Source organism: Vibrio coralliirubri (assembly GCF_024347375.1).
GTDB classification, from domain to species: domain Bacteria; phylum Pseudomonadota; class Gammaproteobacteria; order Enterobacterales; family Vibrionaceae; genus Vibrio; species Vibrio coralliirubri.
This window is the reverse complement of record NZ_AP025470.1, coordinates 3,597,926-3,620,808: the sequence shown is the minus strand read 5'-3', so window position 1 is coordinate 3,620,808 and position 22,883 is coordinate 3,597,926. Positions and strand designations below refer to the sequence as shown.

17 protein-coding genes, 6 tRNA genes and 1 rRNA gene are annotated in these 22,883 nt (G+C 44.9%); 17 read left to right on the top strand and 7 right to left on the bottom strand.

The genetic code is table 11. The features are described from left to right. Positions 1–53: 53 nt before the first annotated feature. Both rrf and OCV20_RS16380 read left to right on the top strand, forming a co-directional pair. A 5S ribosomal RNA gene (gene rrf, locus OCV20_RS16385) occupies positions 54–169 on the top strand. Between the two features lie 71 nt (positions 170–240). Beyond that, positions 241–331 (top strand) — tRNA-Ser (locus OCV20_RS16380). Positions 332–454: 123 nt separating this feature from the next. Here OCV20_RS16380 and ilvY read toward each other — a convergent pair. Then, a complete protein-coding gene (gene ilvY / locus OCV20_RS16375) occupies positions 455–1,345 on the bottom strand; it encodes an HTH-type transcriptional activator IlvY (RefSeq protein ID WP_086775889.1) in 891 nt (296 codons plus the stop codon). A 146-nt stretch (positions 1,346–1,491) separates the two neighbouring features. Here ilvY and ilvC point away from each other — a divergent pair, with 146 nt between their 5' ends. After that, the gene (gene ilvC / locus OCV20_RS16370; RefSeq protein ID WP_017061965.1) at positions 1,492–2,976 is read left to right on the top strand and encodes a ketol-acid reductoisomerase; all 1,485 of its coding nucleotides are present in this window, start codon (positions 1,492–1,494) and stop codon (positions 2,974–2,976) included. 274 nt (positions 2,977–3,250) lie between these two features. Here the strand turns inward: ilvC and ubiK are convergent, their stop codons facing one another. From ubiK to OCV20_RS16350, 4 genes are all read right to left on the bottom strand, one after another. Beyond that, on the bottom strand, positions 3,251–3,502 hold the full coding sequence (gene ubiK / locus OCV20_RS16365; RefSeq protein WP_009848085.1) for a ubiquinone biosynthesis accessory factor UbiK: 252 nt from the start codon (positions 3,500–3,502) through the stop codon (positions 3,251–3,253). Between the two features lie 119 nt (positions 3,503–3,621). Then, positions 3,622–6,744: a multidrug efflux RND transporter permease subunit gene (locus OCV20_RS16360; RefSeq protein ID WP_048612411.1), complete on the bottom strand. Its 3,123-nt coding sequence runs from the start codon at positions 6,742–6,744 to the stop codon at positions 3,622–3,624. An 11-nt stretch (positions 6,745–6,755) separates the two neighbouring features. Continuing rightward, entirely contained in the window at positions 6,756–7,862 is a 1,107-nt protein-coding gene (locus tag OCV20_RS16355) for an efflux RND transporter periplasmic adaptor subunit (RefSeq protein ID WP_086775888.1), read from the bottom strand. An 18-nt stretch (positions 7,863–7,880) separates the two neighbouring features. Continuing rightward, a complete protein-coding gene (locus tag OCV20_RS16350; protein ID WP_017629442.1) occupies positions 7,881–8,462 on the bottom strand; it encodes a TetR/AcrR family transcriptional regulator in 582 nt (193 codons plus the stop codon). Between the two features lie 180 nt (positions 8,463–8,642). On the opposite strand from OCV20_RS16350, the gene rep reads away from it, so the two are divergent. Continuing rightward, positions 8,643–10,661 carry a DNA helicase Rep gene (rep, locus tag OCV20_RS16345; protein WP_017061960.1) on the top strand — a complete coding sequence of 673 codons (2,019 nt, stop codon included), beginning with the start codon at positions 8,643–8,645 and terminating at the stop codon, positions 10,659–10,661. A gap of 96 nt (positions 10,662–10,757) precedes the next feature. On the opposite strand, the gene OCV20_RS16340 is transcribed toward rep, so the two are convergent. Further along, positions 10,758–11,171: a c-type cytochrome gene (locus OCV20_RS16340; protein WP_017063036.1), complete on the bottom strand. Its 414-nt coding sequence runs from the start codon at positions 11,169–11,171 to the stop codon at positions 10,758–10,760. 298 nt (positions 11,172–11,469) lie between these two features. Here OCV20_RS16340 and OCV20_RS16335 point away from each other — a divergent pair. From OCV20_RS16335 to OCV20_RS16275, 13 genes are all read left to right on the top strand, one after another. Beyond that, positions 11,470–11,546: transfer RNA gene (locus tag OCV20_RS16335), tRNA-Arg, on the top strand. A 48-nt stretch (positions 11,547–11,594) separates the two neighbouring features. After that, a tRNA-His gene (locus OCV20_RS16330) sits at positions 11,595–11,670 on the top strand. A gap of 77 nt (positions 11,671–11,747) precedes the next feature. After that, a tRNA-Pro gene (locus tag OCV20_RS16325) sits at positions 11,748–11,824 on the top strand. A 44-nt stretch (positions 11,825–11,868) separates the two neighbouring features. Beyond that, positions 11,869–11,944, top strand: a tRNA-His gene (locus OCV20_RS16320). Between the two features lie 55 nt (positions 11,945–11,999). Continuing rightward, positions 12,000–12,076: transfer RNA gene (locus tag OCV20_RS16315), tRNA-Pro, on the top strand. 177 nt (positions 12,077–12,253) lie between these two features. Continuing rightward, positions 12,254–12,763 (top strand): helix-turn-helix domain-containing protein, encoded by a 510-nt coding sequence (locus OCV20_RS16310; RefSeq protein ID WP_086774936.1) that lies wholly within the window; start codon positions 12,254–12,256, stop codon positions 12,761–12,763. After that, positions 12,760–13,602, top strand: a complete 843-nt coding sequence (locus OCV20_RS16305; RefSeq protein WP_108721729.1) for an IS3 family transposase — start codon at positions 12,760–12,762, stop codon at positions 13,600–13,602. Before OCV20_RS16310 ends, OCV20_RS16305 begins: the two co-directional genes overlap by 4 nt. Before the next feature lie 851 nt (positions 13,603–14,453). Next, complete coding sequence (locus OCV20_RS16300; RefSeq protein ID WP_086774448.1) at positions 14,454–16,181, top strand: dipeptide ABC transporter ATP-binding protein; 1,728 nt, start codon at positions 14,454–14,456, stop codon at positions 16,179–16,181. 94 nt (positions 16,182–16,275) lie between these two features. Further along, the gene (locus OCV20_RS16295) at positions 16,276–17,829 is read left to right on the top strand and encodes an ABC transporter substrate-binding protein (RefSeq protein ID WP_050633914.1); all 1,554 of its coding nucleotides are present in this window, start codon (positions 16,276–16,278) and stop codon (positions 17,827–17,829) included. A 178-nt stretch (positions 17,830–18,007) separates the two neighbouring features. Continuing rightward, the gene (locus tag OCV20_RS16290) at positions 18,008–18,985 is read left to right on the top strand and encodes an ABC transporter permease (RefSeq protein ID WP_048612413.1); all 978 of its coding nucleotides are present in this window, start codon (positions 18,008–18,010) and stop codon (positions 18,983–18,985) included. 2 nt (positions 18,986–18,987) lie between these two features. Further along, positions 18,988–19,926, top strand: a complete 939-nt coding sequence (locus OCV20_RS16285) for an ABC transporter permease (RefSeq protein WP_048607511.1) — start codon at positions 18,988–18,990, stop codon at positions 19,924–19,926. 187 nt (positions 19,927–20,113) lie between these two features. Further along, positions 20,114–21,076: an SPOR domain-containing protein gene (locus OCV20_RS16280; protein WP_086774449.1), complete on the top strand. Its 963-nt coding sequence runs from the start codon at positions 20,114–20,116 to the stop codon at positions 21,074–21,076. A gap of 198 nt (positions 21,077–21,274) precedes the next feature. Continuing rightward, a complete protein-coding gene (locus tag OCV20_RS16275) occupies positions 21,275–22,516 on the top strand; it encodes an NADH:ubiquinone reductase (Na(+)-transporting) subunit B (RefSeq protein WP_086774450.1) in 1,242 nt (413 codons plus the stop codon). A 92-nt stretch (positions 22,517–22,608) separates the two neighbouring features. On the opposite strand, the gene OCV20_RS16270 is transcribed toward OCV20_RS16275, so the two are convergent. Further along, positions 22,609–22,860: a DUF6482 family protein gene (locus tag OCV20_RS16270; RefSeq protein ID WP_017067233.1), complete on the bottom strand. Its 252-nt coding sequence runs from the start codon at positions 22,858–22,860 to the stop codon at positions 22,609–22,611. Between the last annotated feature and the right edge of the window lie 23 nt (positions 22,861–22,883).

The following is a 22,883-nucleotide window of genomic DNA, read 5'->3' as shown; positions in this document are numbered from 1 at the left end:
AATGAGTTTGAAGAGATAGACTTTTAAATCAGTTTTCCGAATTTTAAAATTTGCTTGGCGACCATAGCATTGTGGACCCACCTGATTCCATGCCGAACTCAGAAGTGAAACACAATAGCGCCGATGGTAGTGTGGGGCTTCCCCATGTGAGAGTAGGACATCGCCAGGCTTTAAATATCGTTACCTGTGTATACATGTAACAACATCTACAGTGTACTAATCTGTTGATGACAATTTGTTGGAGGGATGGCTGAGTGGTCGAAAGCACCGGTCTTGAAAACCGGCAACCGTTAATAGCGGTTCTAGGGTTCAAATCCCTATCCCTCCACCACCATTAGAAAGCCCGCTGAGAAATCAGCGGGCTTTTTTCATATCTATCGTTTAGCAAAACAAAAAGAGCACTAACGTGCTCTTACCTGTGACTCCATACCTGCTTGTTATTACTTATTGATAACTAGTCTTGCAGGTATTTCCCTTCGGCGACCTGCCAAAATGCTCTAATTAATGGGTTTTCTAATTGTGCACGCTTACAGCACACCCCTAGTTCAAATGGTTTGATTGGCTCTATCTTTAAACGGTCTACTTTGTCACGTACTGGGCTGTTGTTGATGACGACATCTGGAGCAATACCAACCCCACAACCAAGGGCAACCATACTGACGATCGCTTCATGACCAGATACCTGAGCGTAAATATTGGGTTTTATCTTCATCTTTTTGAACCATGCGTTCGCACGTTCTCGTGCAGTCCCCGCTTCTGGGATGATAAAAGGCACTTCATTCCAGTTTGGCTTATCGGATTGCAGTTGCTGGCTAAAGCTACTCACACCAGATGGAATGATGACTGACAGTGGAATATCGCTGATGGTCTCGAACTCTAACCTTGAAGGAAGGATATCTGGCTTTGCTGAAATCGCGATATCCGCCTCATCGTTTAAGATCTTGTCAATGGATTGAGCTGGATCGCCAGTAGAGAGCTTAAATTCAATATACGGGTGAATAGCCCTAAATTCGGTTATGAGTTCAGGTAGGTGACTATAGCTAGCCGTTACTGAGCAAAATATACGGATCTCACCTTTAAGCTCTTGCTCTCCGCCCTTCAGATGAAGATTATATTGCTGCCATTCTCCCACAATGATCAATGCTACAGGCAATAGGTGTTTTCCTGCTGGGGTCAGATCAACACTACGGTTGTCTCTGATAAGCAGTTCTTGCCCTGTTTCCTCTTCAAGCTTTTGTATCTGACGGCTCAGCGCTGAAGGACTGACGTGCATAGCAGCAGCGGTTTTGCTGAAACTCTTGCTGTCACATAAATGTATAAATAATTGTAGAGATTTTATGTTCATGTTCTGAGATCGTTTCCATGTTGCATTTATTGCAATAACTAATTGTGAATATATCACTTTCAGCAACGGAGTGTCTGTTTTAGTATGAAGTCATTCGATAGAGAGATATCGACCTTACGGACTTATTTTTAAAGGAGTGCCCTAGAATGGCTAACTATTTCAATACATTAAACCTTCGTGAACAACTAGACCAATTAGGTCGTTGCCGCTTTATGGATCGTGAAGAATTCGCGACAGAAGCTGAATACCTTGAAGGTAAGAAAATCGTAATTGTTGGTTGTGGTGCTCAAGGCCTAAACCAAGGCCTAAATATGCGTGATTCTGGTCTAGACGTATCTTACGCTCTACGCCAAGCGGCAATTGATGAAAAGCGTCAATCATTCAAAAATGCTGATGAAAACGGCTTTGTTGTGGGTAGCTACGAAACGCTAATCCCTCAAGCAGACCTAGTAATCAACCTTACTCCTGATAAGCAACACACAAACGTTGTTGAAACAGTAATGCCCCTAATGAAGCAAGGCGCTGCTCTTGGTTACTCTCACGGTTTTAACGTTGTTGAAGAAGGCATGCAATTACGTGCTGACCTTACTGTAGTCATGGTTGCGCCTAAGTGTCCAGGTTCTGAAGTTCGCGAAGAGTACAAGCGTGGCTTCGGTGTACCAACACTTATCGCTGTTCACCCTGAAAATGATCCTAAAGGCGAAGGTTGGGATATCGCTAAAGCTTGGGCTGCAGGTACTGGTGGTCACCGTGCAGGCTGCCTAGAGTCATCTTTCGTAGCGGAAGTTAAATCTGACCTGATGGGTGAGCAAACAATCCTTTGTGGCATGCTACAAGCGGGTTCTATCGTATCTTACGAGAAGATGATTGCTGATGGCATCGAACCTGGCTACGCAGGTAAGCTTCTACAATACGGTTGGGAAACGATCACTGAAGCACTTAAGTTTGGTGGCGTAACTCACATGATGGATCGCCTATCTAACCCAGCTAAAGTTAAAGCGTTTGAGCTTTCTGAAGAGCTTAAAGACCTAATGCGTCCGCTTTACAACAAGCACATGGATGACATCATCTCTGGACACTTCTCTAGCACAATGATGGCTGACTGGGCGAACGATGACGTGAACCTACTAGGCTGGCGTGAAGAGACAGGCGAAACTGCATTCGAAAATTACCCAGCTTCTGACGTAGAAATCTCAGAGCAAGAGTACTTCGACAACGGTATCCTAATGGTTGCTATGGTTCGTGCTGGTGTTGAGCTAGCATTCGAAGCTATGACGGCATCAGGCATCATTGATGAGTCTGCTTACTACGAATCTCTACATGAGCTTCCACTAATCGCAAACACAGTTGCTCGTAAGCGTCTTTACGAAATGAACGTTGTAATCTCTGATACTGCTGAGTACGGTAACTACCTATTCGCTAACGTAGCAACACCGCTACTACGAGAGAAGTTCATGCCTTCAGTAGCGACAGACGTAATCGGCCGTGGTCTAGGTGAAACATCTAACCAAGTTGATAACGCTAAGCTAATTGAAGTAAACGAAGCTATCCGTAACCACCCTGTAGAGTACATTGGTGAAGAGCTACGTAGCTACATGAGCGACATGAAGCGTATCGCTGTAGGCGGTTAATGAGTCTCTTAGATACTGACAAATTTGCAAAATAAGCGAAGCAGTATCATTAGCTCCTTACTGGTTGGAGTTATAAATAAGCAACACAACATCTAATAGAAAGGCTTGGTCGCCGTTGACCAAGCCTTTTTGCTTTTAGGAACATAGCCTTATAAGTCAATTGAATGAACATTGCTTGATCGGTCTTCGTCGACTTGCAGTTCTTGATTGATCCTCAGAAATACAAAAGGGTTGGTGCTTTCACACCAACCCTTTCAGTTTTCTTGCTTTACGCTTACTTATCGGCAATCTTTGCTTCTAAGTCCGCTAGCTTTTGTTCCATTTCAGTCAGCTTTTGGCGAGTGCGCAGTAGTACTTGTGTTTGAACATCAAACTCTTCACGGCTCACAACGTCTAGCTTGTTTAGTTGGCCTTGGATAACCTGGCGAACTTTTTGATCTACGTCTGAACCAAGCTCTTTTACTGGTTGAGGCATAGAATCGTGGATCTGCTTAGCAATCTGCTCTAGTTTTTTTGGATCAAACATATCAATTAAAACTCCTGAATATTTACCACTATTCTATTTAATCACACTTGAGATGTCGCCTATGGCGTATAAAAAAAGGCCACCGAAGTAGCCTTTTTATTGTTAACACGACTTAGCGATTACTTATTATCAGCTAATTCTCTGTGTGCTGCTTTTGCTTCATCGACGCGAGCTAGCTTTTCTAGATCTTTATCTTCAACAAATACAGGTAGAGGTTTGTGTTTTTCAGCCAAGTAGCTGTAAATCACTGGCAGTACAAATAGCGTAAAGATAGTACCAATCGCTAGACCTGCAACGATTACGATACCAATACTAAAGCGCTGAGCTGCACCCGCACCACTTGCGTACATCAGTGGGATTAGACCCGCGATCATCGCAGCTGTTGTCATCAGGATTGGGCGAAGACGAACCTTCGCAGCTTCCATTACCGCTTCGATACGAGTCTTGTGATGATGCAACTGTTCTTCTTTTGCAACTTCACAGATCAAGATACCGTGCTTGGTAATCAGACCGACCAAGGTGATCAAACCTACTTGCGAGTAGATGTTCATCGTTGCCGCACCCCAAGCCAGAGCGATTAGGGCACCACAGATCGCCAGTGGTACAGATACCATGATAACCAGTGGATCTTTCAGAGATTCAAACTGAATCGCTAGTACCAAGAAGATGATAGCCAGTGCTAGACCAAAGGTCGCGTAAAGTGCGCTACCTTCAGTTACGTATTGACGCGCTTCACCCATGTAATCGTGGTTGTAGCCACTTGGAAGCTTATTCGCCGCCGTGTCTTCAAACCATGCAATTGCATCACCCATTGCAGCGCCTGGAGCTGGTACTGCGCCAATCGTAGCTGAGTTCAATTGGTTGAAGTGAGGAAGAGAACGAGGCTCTGCCACAACATCAATCGTAATCAAACTGCCTAGTGGTACAGCATTACCATCCGCAGCACGTACGTAGTAGTTATTCATCGATTCTGGGTTCAAACGGAATTTACGTTCAACTTGAGGGATAACCTCGTAAGAACGACCATTCAAGTCGATACGGTTTACGTAGCCATCTGACATCATGGTACCTAGCGTGATACCGATATCTTGCATGGTCACGCCGTATGCGCCCGCTTTATCCTTGTCGATGTGTACTTTCATCGTTGCTGAGTCGTAGTTCAGATCGAGATCCGAGTATACGAACAGTGGGTTTGTCGCTACATCAGTTAAAATGTCAGTGGTGATCTGGAACAAGCTCTCAAAACTGTTTGGTGTTGTAATAACAAACTGAATTGGAAGACCTGAACCTGCACCTGGTAGTTCTGGCATTTGGAACGCCGTTACCGCCATACCCGGTACGTCTTTTACTAGCTCACCTACACGGTTTGCTACTTCTGATTGACTCGTCTCACGTTCACTCCAAGGCACCATAGATGCGATACCAAACGCTTGGTTTGCATTAGGCACACCTGTAAATACCTGCGCGTAAGCCACTTCTGGCTGATCAGACAGAATCTTGTTTACGTCGTTCATGGTATTTTGCATGAAGTCTAAGTTTGCATTCGACGGTGCAGTACCCATCAGCATGATTACACCTTTATCTTCTGAAGGTGCTAATTCACTAGGGATGAACTTAAACAGCATCGGCAAGCTTGCAAATACGATGATCGCAAAGCCAATGAACACTGGACGGTGGTTCATAACCGCGCCAAGCATACGCTCGTAACGGTTAGTCATGCCATCCAAAACGCTATGAACTTTCTGCTCAAATTTGCTCGGCTCAGCGTGAGCTTTTAGCATTTTTGAACACATCATTGGCGATAGCGTAAGTGCCACGATACCCGATACAAATACAGAACCGGCTAGGGTTAATGCGAACTCTTTAAATAGTGAGCCCGTGATACCACCCATCATCGCGATTGGAGCGTATACCGCACCTAGCGTTAGTGTCATTGCGATAACAGGAACCGCAATTTCACGAGTACCGATGATCGCAGCGCGGAAAGGGGACTCTCCGAGCTTGATATGCCTGTCGACGTTCTCAAGTACTACGATCGCATCATCTACCACCAGACCGATGGCGAGTACCATTGCCAGTAGCGTCATCAGGTTCCATGAGAAGCCCATTGCCTGCATTACCATTGCCACACCAATCAAAGACAGTGGGATAGTAACGATAGGGATCAGTACCGCTCGGAATGAACCTAGGAACAAGGTAATTACGATCAATACGATTAATGCCGCTTCAAGAATGGTCTTAATAACCTCTTGAATTGACTCGTTAATCGCAATGGTTGAATCGTACATTACGTTCATCGAGATGTTGCTTGGTAGGTTCTTCTCTAGTTGAGGAAGAAGCTCAAGTACATCTGCAGCGATGTTGATTGGGTTCGCACTTGGTGCCGCATTAATTGCTGCAACAACCGCTTCCTGACCGTTCGCACTTGCACGGTAAACGTCGTGGCTTTTCTCTAGAGAAACCTTAGCGATGTCAGACAGACGAATAATCTCACCTTCACCACTTCTAACGACTAAGTTCTCTAACTCTTCAGTGTTCGATACTTGCGTGTCAGCACTGCCGTTATAAAGAACAAATTCACCCGTTGCTTGACCCGTAGCTGATTGGTAGTTGTTCGCATCCAATACCGCCATAACGTCAGTTGCAGTTAGGTTTACCGCCGCCATTTTTGATGGATCTAGCCACACGCGCAGTGCGTATTTCATACCACCATATAGGTCAACTTTAGATACACCATTTACCGTGAATAGTTGCGGGTTGATTACACGCTCTAGATAGTCGGTAATTTGGCTCGACACCAACTCATCACTGGTAAAACCAATGTAGAGTACCGCCGTCGTTGAACCGGTAGACATAGTTACGGTTGGATCTTCGGCTTCTTTAGGAAGCTGAGAACGCACCGAGTTAGTCTTGGCCAGTATGTCAGACAGCGCCGCATTCGGGTCGGTGTTCAACTTCATGTTAACGGTAATCGTAGAGCTACCGAGCACAGAAGAAGAAGTCATATAGTCGATGTTATCCGCTTGAGCCACAGCCTGTTCGAGGGGCTGGGTGATAAAGCCTTGGATAAGATCAGCACTTGCACCGTAGTAACTCGTGGTTACGGTTACGACGGTATTCGTCATTTCAGGGTATTCACGCACCTGCATTTTGAAGATTGCTTGTAAGCCAAGCAGCGCAATCAAAAAGCTGATGGATACCGCTAGAACTGGACGTTTAATAAAAACATCAGTAAAGCGCATTGTGCCTCCAGTTACAGCTTAGGTGTTTCAGATGGTGGAGTGATTGCATCACTTTCAACAACCTTAACTTTGGCACCGTTACTTAGACGTACTTGGCCAGAAGTTACAACCGTATCGCCGGCTTTAACGCCTTCAAGGATGTGTGCAATATCAGCTGTACGCTCACCTACTTTTACAACATGTTGAGCAACACGTTGAACGCCGTCTTCTTCAGTCAGGATGTAAACATTGTCACCGTATAGAGTGAAAGTAATCGCCGTTTGAGGCAGAGTTACTTGGTTCTCTAGCTTAGGCAGAATGATGTTAGCGCGAGCGAACATACCGCTACGAAGCTTGCCATCATTATTTGGAATGTCTGCTTGAACTTGGATAAGACCACTTTGGATGCTTACTGCGGGTTCAATTGCACTGATAGAGCCTTCAAACGGTGTCTCTGGGTAAGCATCAACAAAGATGTCGATAGCCTGACCAACATTGATACGAGAGATATCGGTTTGAGAAACCGTGAAGCGCAGGCGCATGACACTGGTATCTTCTAAACGAACGATATCGGTACCCGATTGTAGGTATTGGCCTAGGTATACGTTACGAATACCAACAGTACCGTCGAATGGTGCGCGAATTTCACGACGCTCGATCGATGCTTTTAGGCTTTCAATGTCTGCAGATAGAGAGAAGTAGTTCGCTTCTGCTTCATCGTACGCTTCTTTAGAGATAGAACCTTTCTTGAATAGACCTTGGTAACGCTTGTATTTTGCTTTAGCAGCAGGCAAACGAGCTTCAGAACTCTTTAGGTTTGCTTTCTCTACGTCAGAATCAAGACGTACCAGTTGCTGACCATTCTTAACATCAGTACCTGATTCGAAAGAGATCTGGTCAATAACACCGCTGGTTTCGTTCGCTAGTGTCACACCTTGGTTAGGTTCGATGAAGCCGATAGCTTCAATCATTGGAACCCAGTCGATCGGCTGAACTTCAGTTACCGTTACTGGAAACTCTGGTTCAGGGCGGTTGGCCATATACTCAGCAATTTTTTGTTGTTTGAACATGTTAAACCCAATAACGCTGCCGAAAAGTAGTACAGCGATGAGTAACATGAAGAAAGTCCACTTTTTCATTATGGTCAAAACTCCGATCTAGTGTTTAATTATTGCGTCCCAACTAGCTTCGATTGCAGATTCTAGTTCTGCCTCATCAAGTTGGTAAAATCCTAAAGAATGCTTGCGTGCTAGAGAAACACTAGCCGCCAAGCTCAATCCACCTAATACTTCATTGTTAAGTGGTTTAAACAATCCTTGTTCTTTCCCCTCATTAAATAGCAGCTCAACTTGGGCAAACATTTTACGTTCTAGTTCCCTGAAGTTTAGGCTATTTGTGATGGGTAGAGAGTCATACTGAACCCGATTTTTTATTGCGGCTAAATTCGTTCCTGCTAAGTTCCATATGTTCAACCACATAGTACGGTAGCGTTGTTTAATTGGATCCGAATCATTAACCCCTTCTTGAACAGCATCAGCTACTCTTTGAGTCACGAGCATTCGAACATCTTCTATCAAATGCTCTTTATCATCGAAGTAGCGATAGATAGTGCCTGCAGCTACTCCCGCTTCTTTGGCTAATTTTTGCATTGAAAGGCCTTGAAAACCGACCTCTGCAATTAGCTTTTCAGCTGCAGAAAGTATTTGCTGGCGTTTATCCCGAGGTGCATGAGTTGTCATATTTCAGTCACCAATGAATGAACGTTCATTCATTATAGCCTAATAACCACACACATGTGCAACAAAGTTTTACATATTCAGCGTAAAAATCTTGTATAAGAGAACGTAGCATTCGTGCTGTTGCAGCATTATTATAGGCGCGCAATTGAATTCGCCCCTCTAGACCAAACTGAGAATCAAATGAAACTGAACCCAAGACAAGATGAAGCCGTGAAATATGTTTCGGGCCCCTGCTTAGTATTAGCGGGCGCTGGATCCGGTAAAACACGTGTTATCACCAATAAAATTGCTTATCTGGTTCAGGAGTGTGGCTATAAGGCGCGTAATATTGCGGCGGTGACCTTTACTAATAAAGCGGCACGCGAGATGAAAGAGCGTGTTGGGCAAACTCTAGGTAAGGGCGAATCGAAAGGGCTGATTGTTTCGACCTTTCATACCATGGGTTTAACCATCATTCGTCGTGAATACAAAGCGCTGGGTTTGAAAGCGGGTTTTTCTCTGTTTGATGATCAAGACCAGCTAGCTTTGTTAAAAGAGCTCACAGAGAGACAGATCGATGGTGATAAGGATTTGCTGCGCGCTTTAATGAGCACCATCTCGAATTGGAAAAATGACATGCTGACGCCAGATCAGGCGAAAGCACGTGCTCAAGGCGAACAAGAGCAGTTGTTTGCATTTTGTTTTGAGATGTACCAGAAACAGATGAAGGCATACAACGCACTCGATTTTGATGATCTGATTGCGATGCCGGTATTACTACTGAAAACCAATCAAGAAGTGCGTGAGCGCTGGCAGTCGCGTATCCGCTATTTACTGGTCGATGAATACCAAGATACCAACACCAGCCAATATGAGTTGGTTCGTTTACTGGTCGGAGAGCGTGGTCGTTTAACGGTAGTAGGTGACGACGACCAATCTATCTATTCATGGCGTGGTGCAAAACCGCAAAACTTGGTGTTGTTGGGTGAAGACTACCCGAACCTTCGCTTGATCAAACTTGAGCAAAACTATCGCTCAACCAGTCGAATCTTGCGTGCGGCGAACATCTTGATCGCCAATAACCCGCACGTTTATGAGAAGTCTCTATTCTCAGAGATCCCAGACGGTGAAAAGCTCAAGGTACTGAATGCTAAGAATGAAGAGCATGAAGCAGAGCGTATTACCGGCGAGATCATCGCCCACAAGTTTTTGAACCGTACTGAATATAAAGATTACGCAGTGCTTTACCGTGGTAACCACCAATCGCGCTTGATTGAAAAAGCGCTGATGCAGAACCGTGTGCCTTACAAGATCTCTGGCGGTACCTCTTTCTTTGCGAGAGCCGAGATTAAAGACATCATGGCTTACCTGCGTGTGTTGGTGAACCCTGATGATGACAACGCGTTTCTACGTATTGTAAACACACCGCGTCGTGAGATTGGTCCGGTGACGCTTGAGAAGTTAGGCAGCTACGCCAACATGCGTGGTAAGAGTCTATTTGAAGCCAGCTTTGAGATGGGCTTAGAGCAGACGCTGACGGGGCGTGGTTTAGAGAACCTACGCCGTTTTGGTGACTGGATTGTTCGTATCTCAGACAATGCAGAACGTGGTAATACGGTTGAAGCCGTTCGTTCTTTGGTTCGTGACATCAACTACGAAGATTGGTTGTACGAAACCTCAGCGAGCCCGAAAGCCGCTGAAATGCGAATGAAGAACGTCTCTGATCTCTATAGCTGGATTGTGGCCGATCTTGAGGGTGACAATTACGACAAAGAAGAGAAAACCCTGCGCGAGGTGGTTCAACGTTTAACGCTGCGCGATATGATGGAGCGTGGTGAGGATGATGATGATGCAGACCAAGTTCAATTAATGACACTGCATGCATCGAAAGGTCTAGAGTTCCCGTATGTATTCCTGATGGGTGCAGAAGAGGGCATCTTGCCGCATCAAACCAGTGTTGATGAAGGCAACGTAGAAGAAGAACGTCGTCTTATGTATGTGGGGATTACTCGAGCGCAGAAAGAGCTGACCTTTACTAAGTGTCGTGAACGTCGTCAATATGGTGAATTAATCAAGCCAACACAAAGCCGCTTCCTTGATGAGTTGCCGCATGATGATGTGGAGTGGGAAAGCGTTAAGAAGCCTCAATCCGCTGAAGAAAGAATGGAGAAAGGGCAGGCGCACATTGCGAATATTCGAGCGATGTTCAATAAGAAGTGATGCTCTACTTTTATAGCACTATATCGAAGCCAATAAAAAAGGTGACCATGAGGTCACCTTTTTTGAATCTGGTATCTTTAATTACAGATCGGTAAATTACAGACCGGCAATCATGTGCTCGATAGCATCTTTGATTTCGTCGTCTGAACAGTCCATACATGAACCTTTCGCTGGCATCGCATTGAAGCCGTTGATTGCGTGGTCAGCTAGAATGTCGCGACCTTGAGCAATACGAGGACCCCAGTCACCAGCATCACCTGTTTTAGGTGCGCCACTTACGCCAGATGCGTGACAAGCGATACAAAAGGTACCGTAAACTGCTGCGCCATCACGAGGGCCTGTTGGTTCTGCGGCTACTGGCTCGCTGCCGACTAGGTAAACTTGGCCAACTGGCTTGATGCGTTCAGCAATTGCATCGTGCTCTGCTTCGCTTAGGCCTGCAGCCATTGCGCCAGTTGAAAAGGTTAAAACTGCGATGACAACGCTTAAAATTCGACGAGACATATCCATTAAACTCACTTTACATTCCCAAGGTAAGTACATGCTTACCAATTTATAGTGTTGGAAGGGTGTTTTGGCTTTAACCAGCAAAGAGCAACTGTTAAACCAATGTAAATAATGGGTGATTATATCCCGATAAGTTGTTGCAATAAACAACAACTTATAAGCTGTGGCGGGTTGTAGTACTCAAATAAGGGGTTTATCACATATTAACTGTCGAAAAAGAGACCAAACAGAAAAAAAAGTTAAAAAAGTACTAGACGGCATTAGGTGATATACGTATTATTCCACTCCGCCGACAGGGCATGCGCCTGTAGCTCAGCTGGATAGAGCGTTGGCCTCCGGAGCCAAAGGCCGAAGGTTCGAATCCTTTCAGGCGCGCCATCCGGTCCCTTACTTCGGTAAGTGAGAAATTGGCAAAAAGAAACAATGGTGGCTATAGCTCAGTTGGTAGAGCCCTGGATTGTGATTCCGGTGGTCGCGAGTTCGAATCTCGTTAGCCACCCCATTCTTTCTTTACAAAATATCGGTAGCTTCGGCTTCCAGTGTTGATTCATTATTCCCAAGAGTCGATACAAAACTAGTCGGTGAATAGCGCAGCTTGGTAGCGCATCTGGTTTGGGACCAGAGGGTCGGGGGTTCGAATCCCTCTTCACCGACCACTATTTCAATAATCGCTTTTAAGCGGTTATATAAAAAATTAGTGGTGGCTATAGCTCAGTTGGTAGAGCCCTGGATTGTGATTCCGGTGGTCGCGAGTTCGAATCTCGTTAGCCACCCCATTAATTTTGGTAGCTTCTTTGAAGTTCCCAGTTTGAGAAATCAAACGAAACGTCTCGGTGAATAGCGCAGCTTGGTAGCGCATCTGGTTTGGGACCAGAGGGTCGGGGGTTCGAATCCCTCTTCACCGACCACCTTAAGAAGCCCTAGTCGAAAGACTAGGGCTTTTTTACATCTGAAATTTAGATAACTTGAACAGAGTGGGGTTCGCCTGATGTTCAAAGAATGTCTCTTCACCGATCACTTAAGAAGCCTCAGTCGAAAGTGAACTGACCCCCAATAGTTGGACACCAATTATTGGGGGTCTTTTTATGTCCAAATATAGCCGAGAGCTAAAATGTATCATTGCTAAGCAATACTTAGATGGCACGTCATCTCTCTACTTAGCAAAACAATATTCAATTTCTTCAAGGCAGATACGGTATTGGGCTCAAGTCTTTGCCATCCATGGTACTGATTCATTTTTACCAACTAATCATGCCGCGACTGCTCAAACAAAACGAAAAGCATTGAATTTAATGTGGACGAATGAATGGTCTCTCACGCACACTAGCGCTGTATTAAACCTCTCATCCCCTGGAATACTCTCTGTCTGGCTTAAACGATTTAATGAGCTCGGTATCAAGGGGCTCGAAATGCGCCAGAAAGGAAGACCCTCAATGAAACAGCAACCTCAACGTACCACTAAGCCTGATAATGAAATGACACTTGAGGAGCTAAAAGAGGAGTTGGTCTACTTACGAACCGAGAATGCCGTTCTAAAAAAGTTGGAAGAGTTGGAGCAGAAAAAAAACCGTCGAACAAAGAAAAAGCGGTCATAGCTCTAACTCTTAAAGGCAAGTACCCATTAAAGCACTTACTGCACACTCTACAGTTGGCAAAAAGTGTCTTTTATTATCAGGCTCAAACGAGCAAGCGCCAAAATAGCTACGAACGTGAGCTGCGGTTGATAAAGTCAATTTATCATGAACATAAGGGGCGATACGGCTACCGCCGTATTCACTTGGAACTAAAGAATCAGGGGTTCGTGCTTAATCACAAAACGGTTCAAAGGCTTATGGCTCAGCTCAACCTTAAATCGACGGTCAGGATTAAAAAGTATCGTTCATACCGAGGAGAGTCAGGAAAAGCTGCTCCCAACGTTCTTGAAAGAGATTTTAGTGCGACTCAACCCGATGAAAAGTGGGTAACTGATGTCACGGAGTTCAAAGTCAAAGAGCAGAAAGTATACTTATCTCCCGTTGTCGACTTGTTTACTCAGGAGGTGGTTGCTTATAGAGTGGCCAAAAATGCCTGCTTGCCGCTTGTCACAGATATGCTGACGGAAGCTATATCAACGCTTAAACCCAACTCAAAGCCAATTATACATAGCGATCAAGGTTGGCAATATCGCCATCGACAGTATCAGAAAAAGGTAGCGGAGAGTGGGTTAACGCAAAGCATGTCGAGAAAAGGTAACTGCTTGGATAATGCTGTTGCTGAAAACTTTTTTGCTTTACTCAAAACCGAGATGTATCACAACCAAAGCTTTGAAGATGCAGATGCTCTGATAGAGCAGATTAAAGAATACATCGAGTACTACAATACCAAACGTATAAAAGTGAAACTAAAAGGCCTGACTCCGATAGAATATCGAACTCAGGCCTTGAAAGCCGCTTAACAGAAATGTCCAACTTTACGGGGTCACTTCAAGATTGGGGCTTTTTTACATCTGTCGTTTTAGTTTTTATCGATTTTGAATGTTGAGATCTTACCTGCTTCGGCATCTTGTCTGGTGTCGCCTCTGTCTCCCCTTCTTATATAAGACAGATTAATATCGATCTGCTTGATTATGGTGCTGATACGGAGTTGCTTTCTTTATCAAATGTGCAGATCTATATCTAATTTTATATAAATTACATTCTCAATAATTCGACATATTAATGGGTTTGGTCTAAAGACTTTTATGAAAAGTGAAATCTAACCCTAAATTTGCTCACTAAGGCCTGAATTTGACAGCTTTCTACGCATTTGGTCGTTCAAAAACTCCTCTGATTTATTCAACCTTTCGTTTATCTGTTTTGTATTTACCAAAATAATAAAAATGGTTAAATGTATGGTTAATTAACGTGTATCTGGTTGTTTTATTTGTTCAAATTAACAAAATTAGCGTTTGTTTCTATAGTGTTAATTGTTTTTTAGAATAATTATTTGTTTTTAGTGACTGGTAGTGAGATCTGCTTTGAAGCACGGCATTAACTCTACAAGTAAGTAGTGGTAAGGAGTTTGTGAGTATTTCTTGCCGATAATATAATATTTATTTTTCTTACTATATGCTCTTTAGGTGAATAGTTATGTGGTACTTTTGCTTGCTAAGCGTTTAATGTCGACTTTTTATCCTATTTTTGTTGCTTTTCTGTGAATTATTTGCCAAATTGTCAACCGTATAAAATATCAGAACAATATTCTGGTAAGAATGGATTCAATTTTGCAGACAGGGCAGAAAGCTGCCAAAGCAGTAGAGGTCTGGTAATGTCACTTTTAGAAGTAAAAAATCTTCGTATCGAATACCCATCTCGTCATGGAGTTCACGCCGCAGTTAAATCACTTTCGTTCAACATTGAACGTGGTGAGATTGTTGGTGTTGTAGGCGAGTCTGGTGCAGGTAAATCAACAGTAGGTAATGCTGTGATCGATTTATTGAGCCCTCCTGGCCGTATTGCTAGCGGCGAGGTATTTCTGGACGGCGAAAAAGTCTCTGGTTTATCTCCTGAACAGATGCGTTCTGTTCGCGGCTCAAAGATTGGTTTTATCTTCCAAGACCCAATGACTTCTCTTAACCCTCTATTCACAGTAGAACAGCAGTTAAAAGAGACGATTCATGCCAACATGAAGGTTTCGGATCAAGAAGCCTACCAGCGCTCATTAGACTTGATGAACCAAGTGGGTATCCCACAACCAGAAAACCGTTTAAAGCAGTACCCTCACCAATTTTCTGGCGGTATGCGTCAGCGTGTGGTTATCGCGATCGCATTGGCAGGTGAACCTGACCTTATCATCGCAGATGAACCAACAACGGCACTGGATGTGTCTATTCAAGACCAAATCTTAGGTTTGATTCGCGATCTATGTATCAAGAAGAACGTAGGTTGCATGTTGGTCACGCACGACATGGGCGTGGTATCTAACGTTACCGACCGCGTCGCCGTGATGTATCGTGGTGACTTAGTTGAGTTTGGCCCAACAGCGAAAGTTCTGGGTACTCCTGAGCACCCATATACACACAGTCTTATCTCTGCGGTTCCTCGTTCGGATCGCAAACTCGATCGTTTCCCTCTTGTTAGCTACATCGAAGAAGCACAAGAGATGGAACCATTAGATGTGAAGAACCACTGGTTAGGTCAAAGCCAAGATCACCGTGATTACACTGGCCCACTGTTGAACGTTGAGAACGTAAACTTACGCTTTACCACCAAAGATTCTTTCTTTGAGAGCCGTCGTGAGTACGTTCAAGCATCAAACAACGTGAGCTTTGAAGTGCATGAAGGTGAGACGTTTGGCTTAGTAGGTGAATCAGGCTCAGGTAAATCAACGATTGCTCGTGTGATTGCTGGCTTGTATGCACCTAATTCAGGCAAGGTAACGTTTGAAGGCGTTGACCTGACTGGGCTTAAATCTGAAAAAGAACGTCGCCCAATGCGCCGCCAAATGCAGATGGTTTTCCAAAACCCTTACACATCAATGAACCCTCGAATGAAGATATTCGACATCATTGCTGAACCTATCCGATTCCATAAGCTTACTCGCAACGAAAATGAAACTCGTCAGATCGTGAACGACCTGCTAGAGCACGTTGGTTTAGGCAAGATGGCAGGGGTGAAGTACCCGCACGAATTCTCAGGTGGCCAACGTCAGCGTATTTCTATTGCTCGCGCTTTGGCAACTCGTCCGCGTCTTTTGATTTGTGATGAACCAACATCGGCACTGGATGTGTCGGTACAGGCTCAGATCCTCAACCTACTTAAAGACTTACAAGACGAGCTAAACCTAACCATGCTGTTCATCAGTCACGATTTACCGGTTATTCGCCAAATGTGTGACCGTGTTGGTGTGATGCAAATGGGAGAACTATTGGAAGTAGCGCCAACCGAGCAGCTATTCCAATCACCTCAACATGAATACAGCAAACATCTGATTTCTTTAATGCCTGAATTTACAGGTTTAAGAGAAGAAAAAGCAGTGGCACAAGCCGCGGTATAAAAATCAGCAGGCTGGAGTTTAGCTTGCTAAAAACAATAAACAGACGCAAATACAACAACTAGGGATCTGGATTCCCGCATGAAGGAGTTATGCAATGAAAACCATGAAAAGCAAATTAGCAGTAGCTTTAATGGCAGCTGGCCTAAGCTTTAGTGCAGCAGCAGCAGATATTACCGTTGGCTACGCAGCTGACCCTGTATCACTTGACCCGCACGAGCAGCTGTCTGGTGGCACACTGCAAATGTCTCACATGGTGTTTGACCCTCTAGTACGTTTCACAAAAGAGATGGATTTTGAAGGCCGCCTAGCATCTAGCTGGGAGCGTGTTGATGAAACGACTTTCCGCTTCAACCTACGTAAAGGTGTGAAATTCCACTCTGGTAACGAACTGACTGCTGATGATGTTGTGTGGACTTTTGAACGTCTACAAGCTTCTCCAGACTTTAAGTCTATCTTCACGCCATACGAAAAAATGGTAAAAGTGGATGACTACACAGTTGAGCTAGTATCAAAAGCGGCTTACCCACTAGTACTACAAACAGCAACGTACATCTTCCCAATGGACAGCAAGTTCTACTCTGGCCAAACAGCGGAAGGTAAAGACAAGTCTGAGCTAGTTAAGCATGGTAACTCGTTCGCTTCGACTAACGTTTCAGGTACTGGTCCATTCATCGTAACGCAGCGTGAGCAAGGCGTTAAAGTAACGTTCGAGCGTTTCAACGATTACTGGGACACAGAAACTGAAGGCAACGTAGACAAGCTAACACTTGTGCCAATCAAAGAAGACGCAACACGTGTTGCAGCACTTCTTTCTGGCGACGTAGATATGATTCACCCAGTTGCACCAAACGATCACAAGCGTGTTAAAAACGCTAAGAACATCGATCTAGTAACGCTACCTGGTACTCGTATCATCACGTTCCAAATGAACCAAAACAGCAACGAAGCTCTTAAAGATGTTCGCGTTCGTCAGGCGATTGTTCACGCAATCAACAACGAAGGTATCGTTAAGAAGATTATGAAAGGCTTCGCAACAGCTGCTGGTCAGCAAAGCCCAACAGGCTACGCGGGTCACAACGAAGACCTAGTTCCTCGTTACGACCTGAAAAAAGCGAAAGAGCTGATGAAAGAAGCGGGCTACGAAGATGGCTTTACGCTAACTATGATGGCACCAAACAACCGTTACGTGAACGATGCGAAAGTAGCGCAAGCGTCTGCGGCAATGCTATCTAAGATTGGTATCAAAGTTGATCTTAAGACTATGCCTAAAGCACAGTACTGGCCTGAATTTGACCTATGTTCAGCAGACATGATGATGATTGGTTGGCACTCAGATACAGAAGATTCAGCTAACTTCAACGAGTTCCTAACTATGACTCGTAACGAAGAGACTGGCCGTGGTCAATACAACTGTTCTGGTTACTCAAACCCAGAAATGGATGCGATTGTAGAAGCTTCTAACACTGAAACTGACCCAGTTAAGCGTGCTGAAATGCTGAAAGGCGTTGAAGCAACACTGTACAACGACGCAGCATTCGTACCTCTACACTGGCAGAGTGAAGCGTGGGGCGCGAAGTCTAACGTAGGTGCAGCAGACGTAGTAAACCCAATGGTTATGCCTTACTTCGGCGACCTAGTTGTAAAATAATCTAGCTTGCTAGAATCGAGAGCCTGAAGCTTTTCAGGCTCTCAAATTATTAAGAAATAGATTTAAGTTTCGGTATTTGGTCTTCCTTCAGTCTGGCTAAATACCTTTTTTAAGACTGAATTTTGTTATCTAGTCGCGGATTTCGATTAGATAGTCATGGATAGATAAGGGGCAAGGAATGGTTACGTTTCTGGTCAAGCGCCTGTTTCAGGCACTGATAGTGATGTTTGTGATCAGTTTGGTGGCGTTTGCCATTCAGGATAACCTGGGCGACCCGTTGCGTGAGTTAGTCGGTCAATCTGTTTCAGAATCGGAGCGTCAAGCGCTGCGTGATGAACTCGGCTTAAATGATCCCTTCATTACAAAATACACTCGCTTTGTGGGCGCTGCTCTACAAGGTGATCTTGGTACTTCATATTTCTTTAAACGCCCTGCTGTGGACGTAATCTTAGATAAATTGGTCGCGACGCTTGAACTTGTGTTTGGCGCTTCTCTGATCATTGTTTGTCTGTCGATTCCACTCGGCGTTTATTCTGCAATACACCCAAAAAGTTTCTTCACTAAACTGGTGATGGCGGGCAGTAGTATCGGTATCTCGGTACCTGTTTTCTTAACCGCAATCATGCTGATGTACGTGTTCTCTATTGAGCTCGGTTGGCTGCCGTCATTCGGACGTGGTGATACCGCAAACTGGTTTGGTTGGGAGTCTGGCTTCTTAACGCTCGATGGCCTTGCGCACTTAGTGCTGCCGAGTATTGCTCTGGCATCTATCATGCTGCCGCTATTCATTCGTCTAGTACGTTCTGAAATGCTTGAGGTTCTGAGCTCTGAGTACATCAAGTTTGGTAAAGCAAAAGGCCTCGCGCTGAACAAGATTTACTACCAACACGCTTTGAAGAACACAATGCTACCTGTACTAACGGTTGGTGGTGTTCAAATTGGTACGATGGTGGCATACACCATTCTGACTGAAACTGTATTCCAGTGGCCGGGTACCGGCTTCCTATTCCTTGAAGCGATTAACCGAGTGGATACTCCACTGATTACCGCATACGTTATTTTCGTTGGCCTGATCTTCGTAGTAACAAACACCATTGTTGACCTGCTTTACGGCATCATTAACCCAACAGTGAACATTACAGGGAAAGGAGCATAATCATGGAACACACAACAACAGCTCCATCTCGTTGGGAGCGATTCAAGCAGTCAGACATTCTGTACTACTTCTTACGTGATAAAGTGGCAATGGTGAGCTTCGCTATCTTTGCAGCTTTCCTTGTGATGGCATTAGCGGCACCGATTCTAGCGCCAACAGACCCGTATGACGTGACGTCTATCGACATCATGGATTCTGAGTTGCCACCATCTTGGATGGAAGACGGCGAAGAACGCTTCCTACTGGGTACTGATGAGCAAGGGCGTGACATCTTATCTACGATGCTTTACGGCTCACGTCTGTCATTGACGATCGGTTTCCTAGCGGTAGGCCTTCAGCTGACTCTCGGTATCATCATTGGTCTGTCTGCAGGTTACTTCGGTGGCCGTATTGATAGTTTCCTGATGCGTTTTGCCGATGTTCAGCTCTCGTTCTCAACCATGATGGTTGCGATCATTGTCTCGGCCATCTTTAAAGCAAGTTTCGGTAGTGACTTCTACGCGCAATATGCCGTTGTTATGCTGGTGGTGATCATCGGTATTGCTGAATGGCCGCAGTATGCTCGTACGATTCGTGCATCGGTATTGGCAGAGAAGAAGAAAGAGTACGTAGAAGCGGCACGTGTGATGGGCTTTAGAGCGCCTCGCATCATGTTCCGCCATATTCTGCCTAACTGTTTATCACCGATTCTGGTTATCTCTACGGTACAGGTGGCAAATGCCATCATGTCAGAAGCGGCACTTTCTTTCCTAGGTTTAGGCCTTCCGGTAGACCAACCGTCACTCGGTGCCCTGATCAGTACTGGTTTTAACTACATTTTCTCAGGAGCATGGTGGATCACAGCATTCCCAGGTGTGCTTTTGGTAACATTGGTTCTAGTTATTAACCTATTAGGCGACTGGTTACGTGACGTGTTTAACCCGAAAATTTATAAAGGGTGATAGCCCGGTTTGATTTTTAGTAAAAAAAGTCACTAAATTAAGAGCCGTAAGCAATTACGGCTCTTTTTTTGCTTAATGGATCTGGAACTTAGTATTATTGACAGTGTCAATAATACTTAAAATGGAATTCATGTTTTATCGACATAGATTCGGTAATAATTAGCCCGCAAGGGTTTAAGTGGTGGTTATGAAATTGACAATGAATGCTGTATGTCGTGCTGTGACGAGAAATTATCGTATGGGGCTTATCGCTGCATCTCTTTTGGTATCGAGCCAAGTGAATGCAGAGTCGGTTCTATGTGATGCAACTCAGGCAAGCACCAACCAATTACCACAGCTAGAGCAATCATGTCCGATCGGTAAGGGTGTGTGGGGCAGTAAAGCGCCTAAACGTCATTCAGATAACGAGCTGTTTTGGGTTCAATGTGGCCTGCTGAATAAGCCTCTGTCACTGAGCCGAGCAAAACCTCTGTATGAGAAGATCTCAACCAACGTTTGGATGAAGCCGGAAGGCGGAGACTACCGTTGCTTAATCGGACCTTACTCTACCTTCTCGGATGCGAGAAAGGACCTAACTCAGGTACGTAAGGTTGCTGGTTACGGTGAAGCGTTTATTCGTATGGTCGATAAGTCGAAAACTTCATCACAGCCTATCGTTGCAAAAGCGGTAGAACCAAAAGCGGTGACGCCCAAGGCTCCTGCAAAAGTAGAAGCTAAGCCTGCACCGAAACCTGTGGCTGCTACGCAAGCGGCGGCGGTAACGAGTGCTGCTGCTATTCAGACGCTACCAAGCGGTAATGCGAGCTCAGACAATGATCTAGAGATCGAGATTCGCGTGAAAGCAGACGTTGCGGGTAGCCGATATGCGATTCCTTACCTTCTAGACCATCAACAACAGTTCTACATGGAGCAAGGTAAGCCTTGGAGCCGCCTAGATTACGATAGCGCTGAATTGGTATGTAATCAGGTCAACATGAAGCTGATGAGTGAAAAGCAATGGCAGAGCATCTTGAACTCAAAGGTTATGGAAAAACAGAACTGGCCAATGCATCTCCCTTATTGGGGCGCAGATAAGAAAGGTCTGTTTACCAACGGTAACGTCAACCAGTTGAAAGGTTCTTCATTGCTTAATGTAATGTGTGTTAAGTAGCGACGACCGTTGCTATACCAAATAAGCCTCAGCCATTGCTGGGGCTTTGTTGTTTATACACCCTTCTTTTTCAACATCGGTTCGACTTGTAGACACTCGTTCTTCAAGACGAATTTGATTAAAAATCGCTAAAAATTGTTCAAATAGCACGGTTGATGCGTAGAAAACCATAACTCAAGCAATAAGGTGATTGAGATTATGAGTTTAAAAAAACGATTAGAAGACGTGGCTCCACGCTTTGAAGCCGGAGGTAAGTACGAAAAGTTTTACCCAGTGTATGAGGCTTTCGCGACAATATTTTATACACCCGGAAACGTAAATCGCGGCATAACCCATGTTCGCGATAGCATTGACCTAAAGCGCATCATGATTCTGGTGTGGTTAGCGACCTTTCCTGCAATGTTCTGGGGGATGTATAACGTTGGGCACCAAAGCGTCCTCGCACTAACCTCCAGTTATCAACTTAACGAACTTGCCTCTGTTATTGAAAGCAGCTGGCGTCTGTCGTGGGCATTTGGTGATGCGCAGTCATTGATGGCAAGTGGCTGGGCAAGTCAGATGTTGCTTGGTGCACTCTATTTTTTACCCGTTTATGCCACGGTGTTTGTGGTCGGGGGCTTTTGGGAGGTTTTATTTGCCGTTGTACGAAAACATGAGGTGAATGAAGGCTTTTTTGTTAGCTCTGTGCTGTTTGCACTCATCCTCCCGCCAACCATCCCGCTTTGGCAAGCCGCGTTAGGTATCACCTTTGGTATCGTTGTCGCCAAAGAGCTGTTCGGTGGTACAGGGCGAAACTTCTTGAACCCAGCCCTTGCAGGTCGCGCGTTTCTTTATTTCGCGTATCCAGCGAACATGTCGGGTGGGCTAGTGTGGGTTGCCGCTGACGGCTATTCAGGCGCGACACCGCTGAGTCAATGGTATGAAGGCGGCAGCACGTCACTCATCAATAACATGACTGGCGAGACGATCACTTGGATGGATGCCTTTGTCGGTAATATTCCAGGTTCGATGGGTGAGGTGTCGTCACTGCTTATCATGCTGACGGGGTTGATTCTGATAGCGATGAAGATAGCTTTTTGGCGCATTGTCGCCGGTGTGATTGTCGGTCTCGTTGTGACATCTAGCTTGATGAATTGGATAGGGTCAGAAACCAACTCTATGTTTTCGATGCCGTTCTACTGGCACTTTGTGTTGGGTGGTGTAGCGTTTGGTACCTTCTTCATGGCAACAGACCCTGTATCTGCCGCGTTTACCAATCAGAGTAAATGGGCCTATGGGATTTTGATCGGCGTTATGACCGTCGGTATCAGAGTGCTTAATCCAGCCTACCCAGAGGGCATCATGCTGGCAATCTTGTTCGCTAACCTGTTCGCTCCGCTATTCGACTTTGTCGTGAAAGAGCAGAATATCAAACGAAGACTGAAACGGACATCACGCTGATCTAAGCGATTAAAAGGGAAAGTGATTCTCATAAGAAAGGCTTGCATTGATGCAAGCCTTTCAATTTTTATCGCGATTGATTTGAGGTTGATTTAACTCCACTTCAAATCAATCTCGAAAGGTTGTGTACTACCACAGTGTTCACCGCACATCTCGTCGTAAGCACTGTTATGAACCAGCATAGCTGATGCGACACCTTGGTCGCTAAAGTGATCGCGTGCTTGGTTAACACTCAAAAACTTCATAGGATGCTGGTGGTCATCTTTGATTAACTGCTTTTGCTCGCCAATAACTTGGTAAGCCAAGTAGATCCCGCCTTCAAATGATTCAATTAGTAGATTCATAACAAACTCCATTGCTGTTCTAG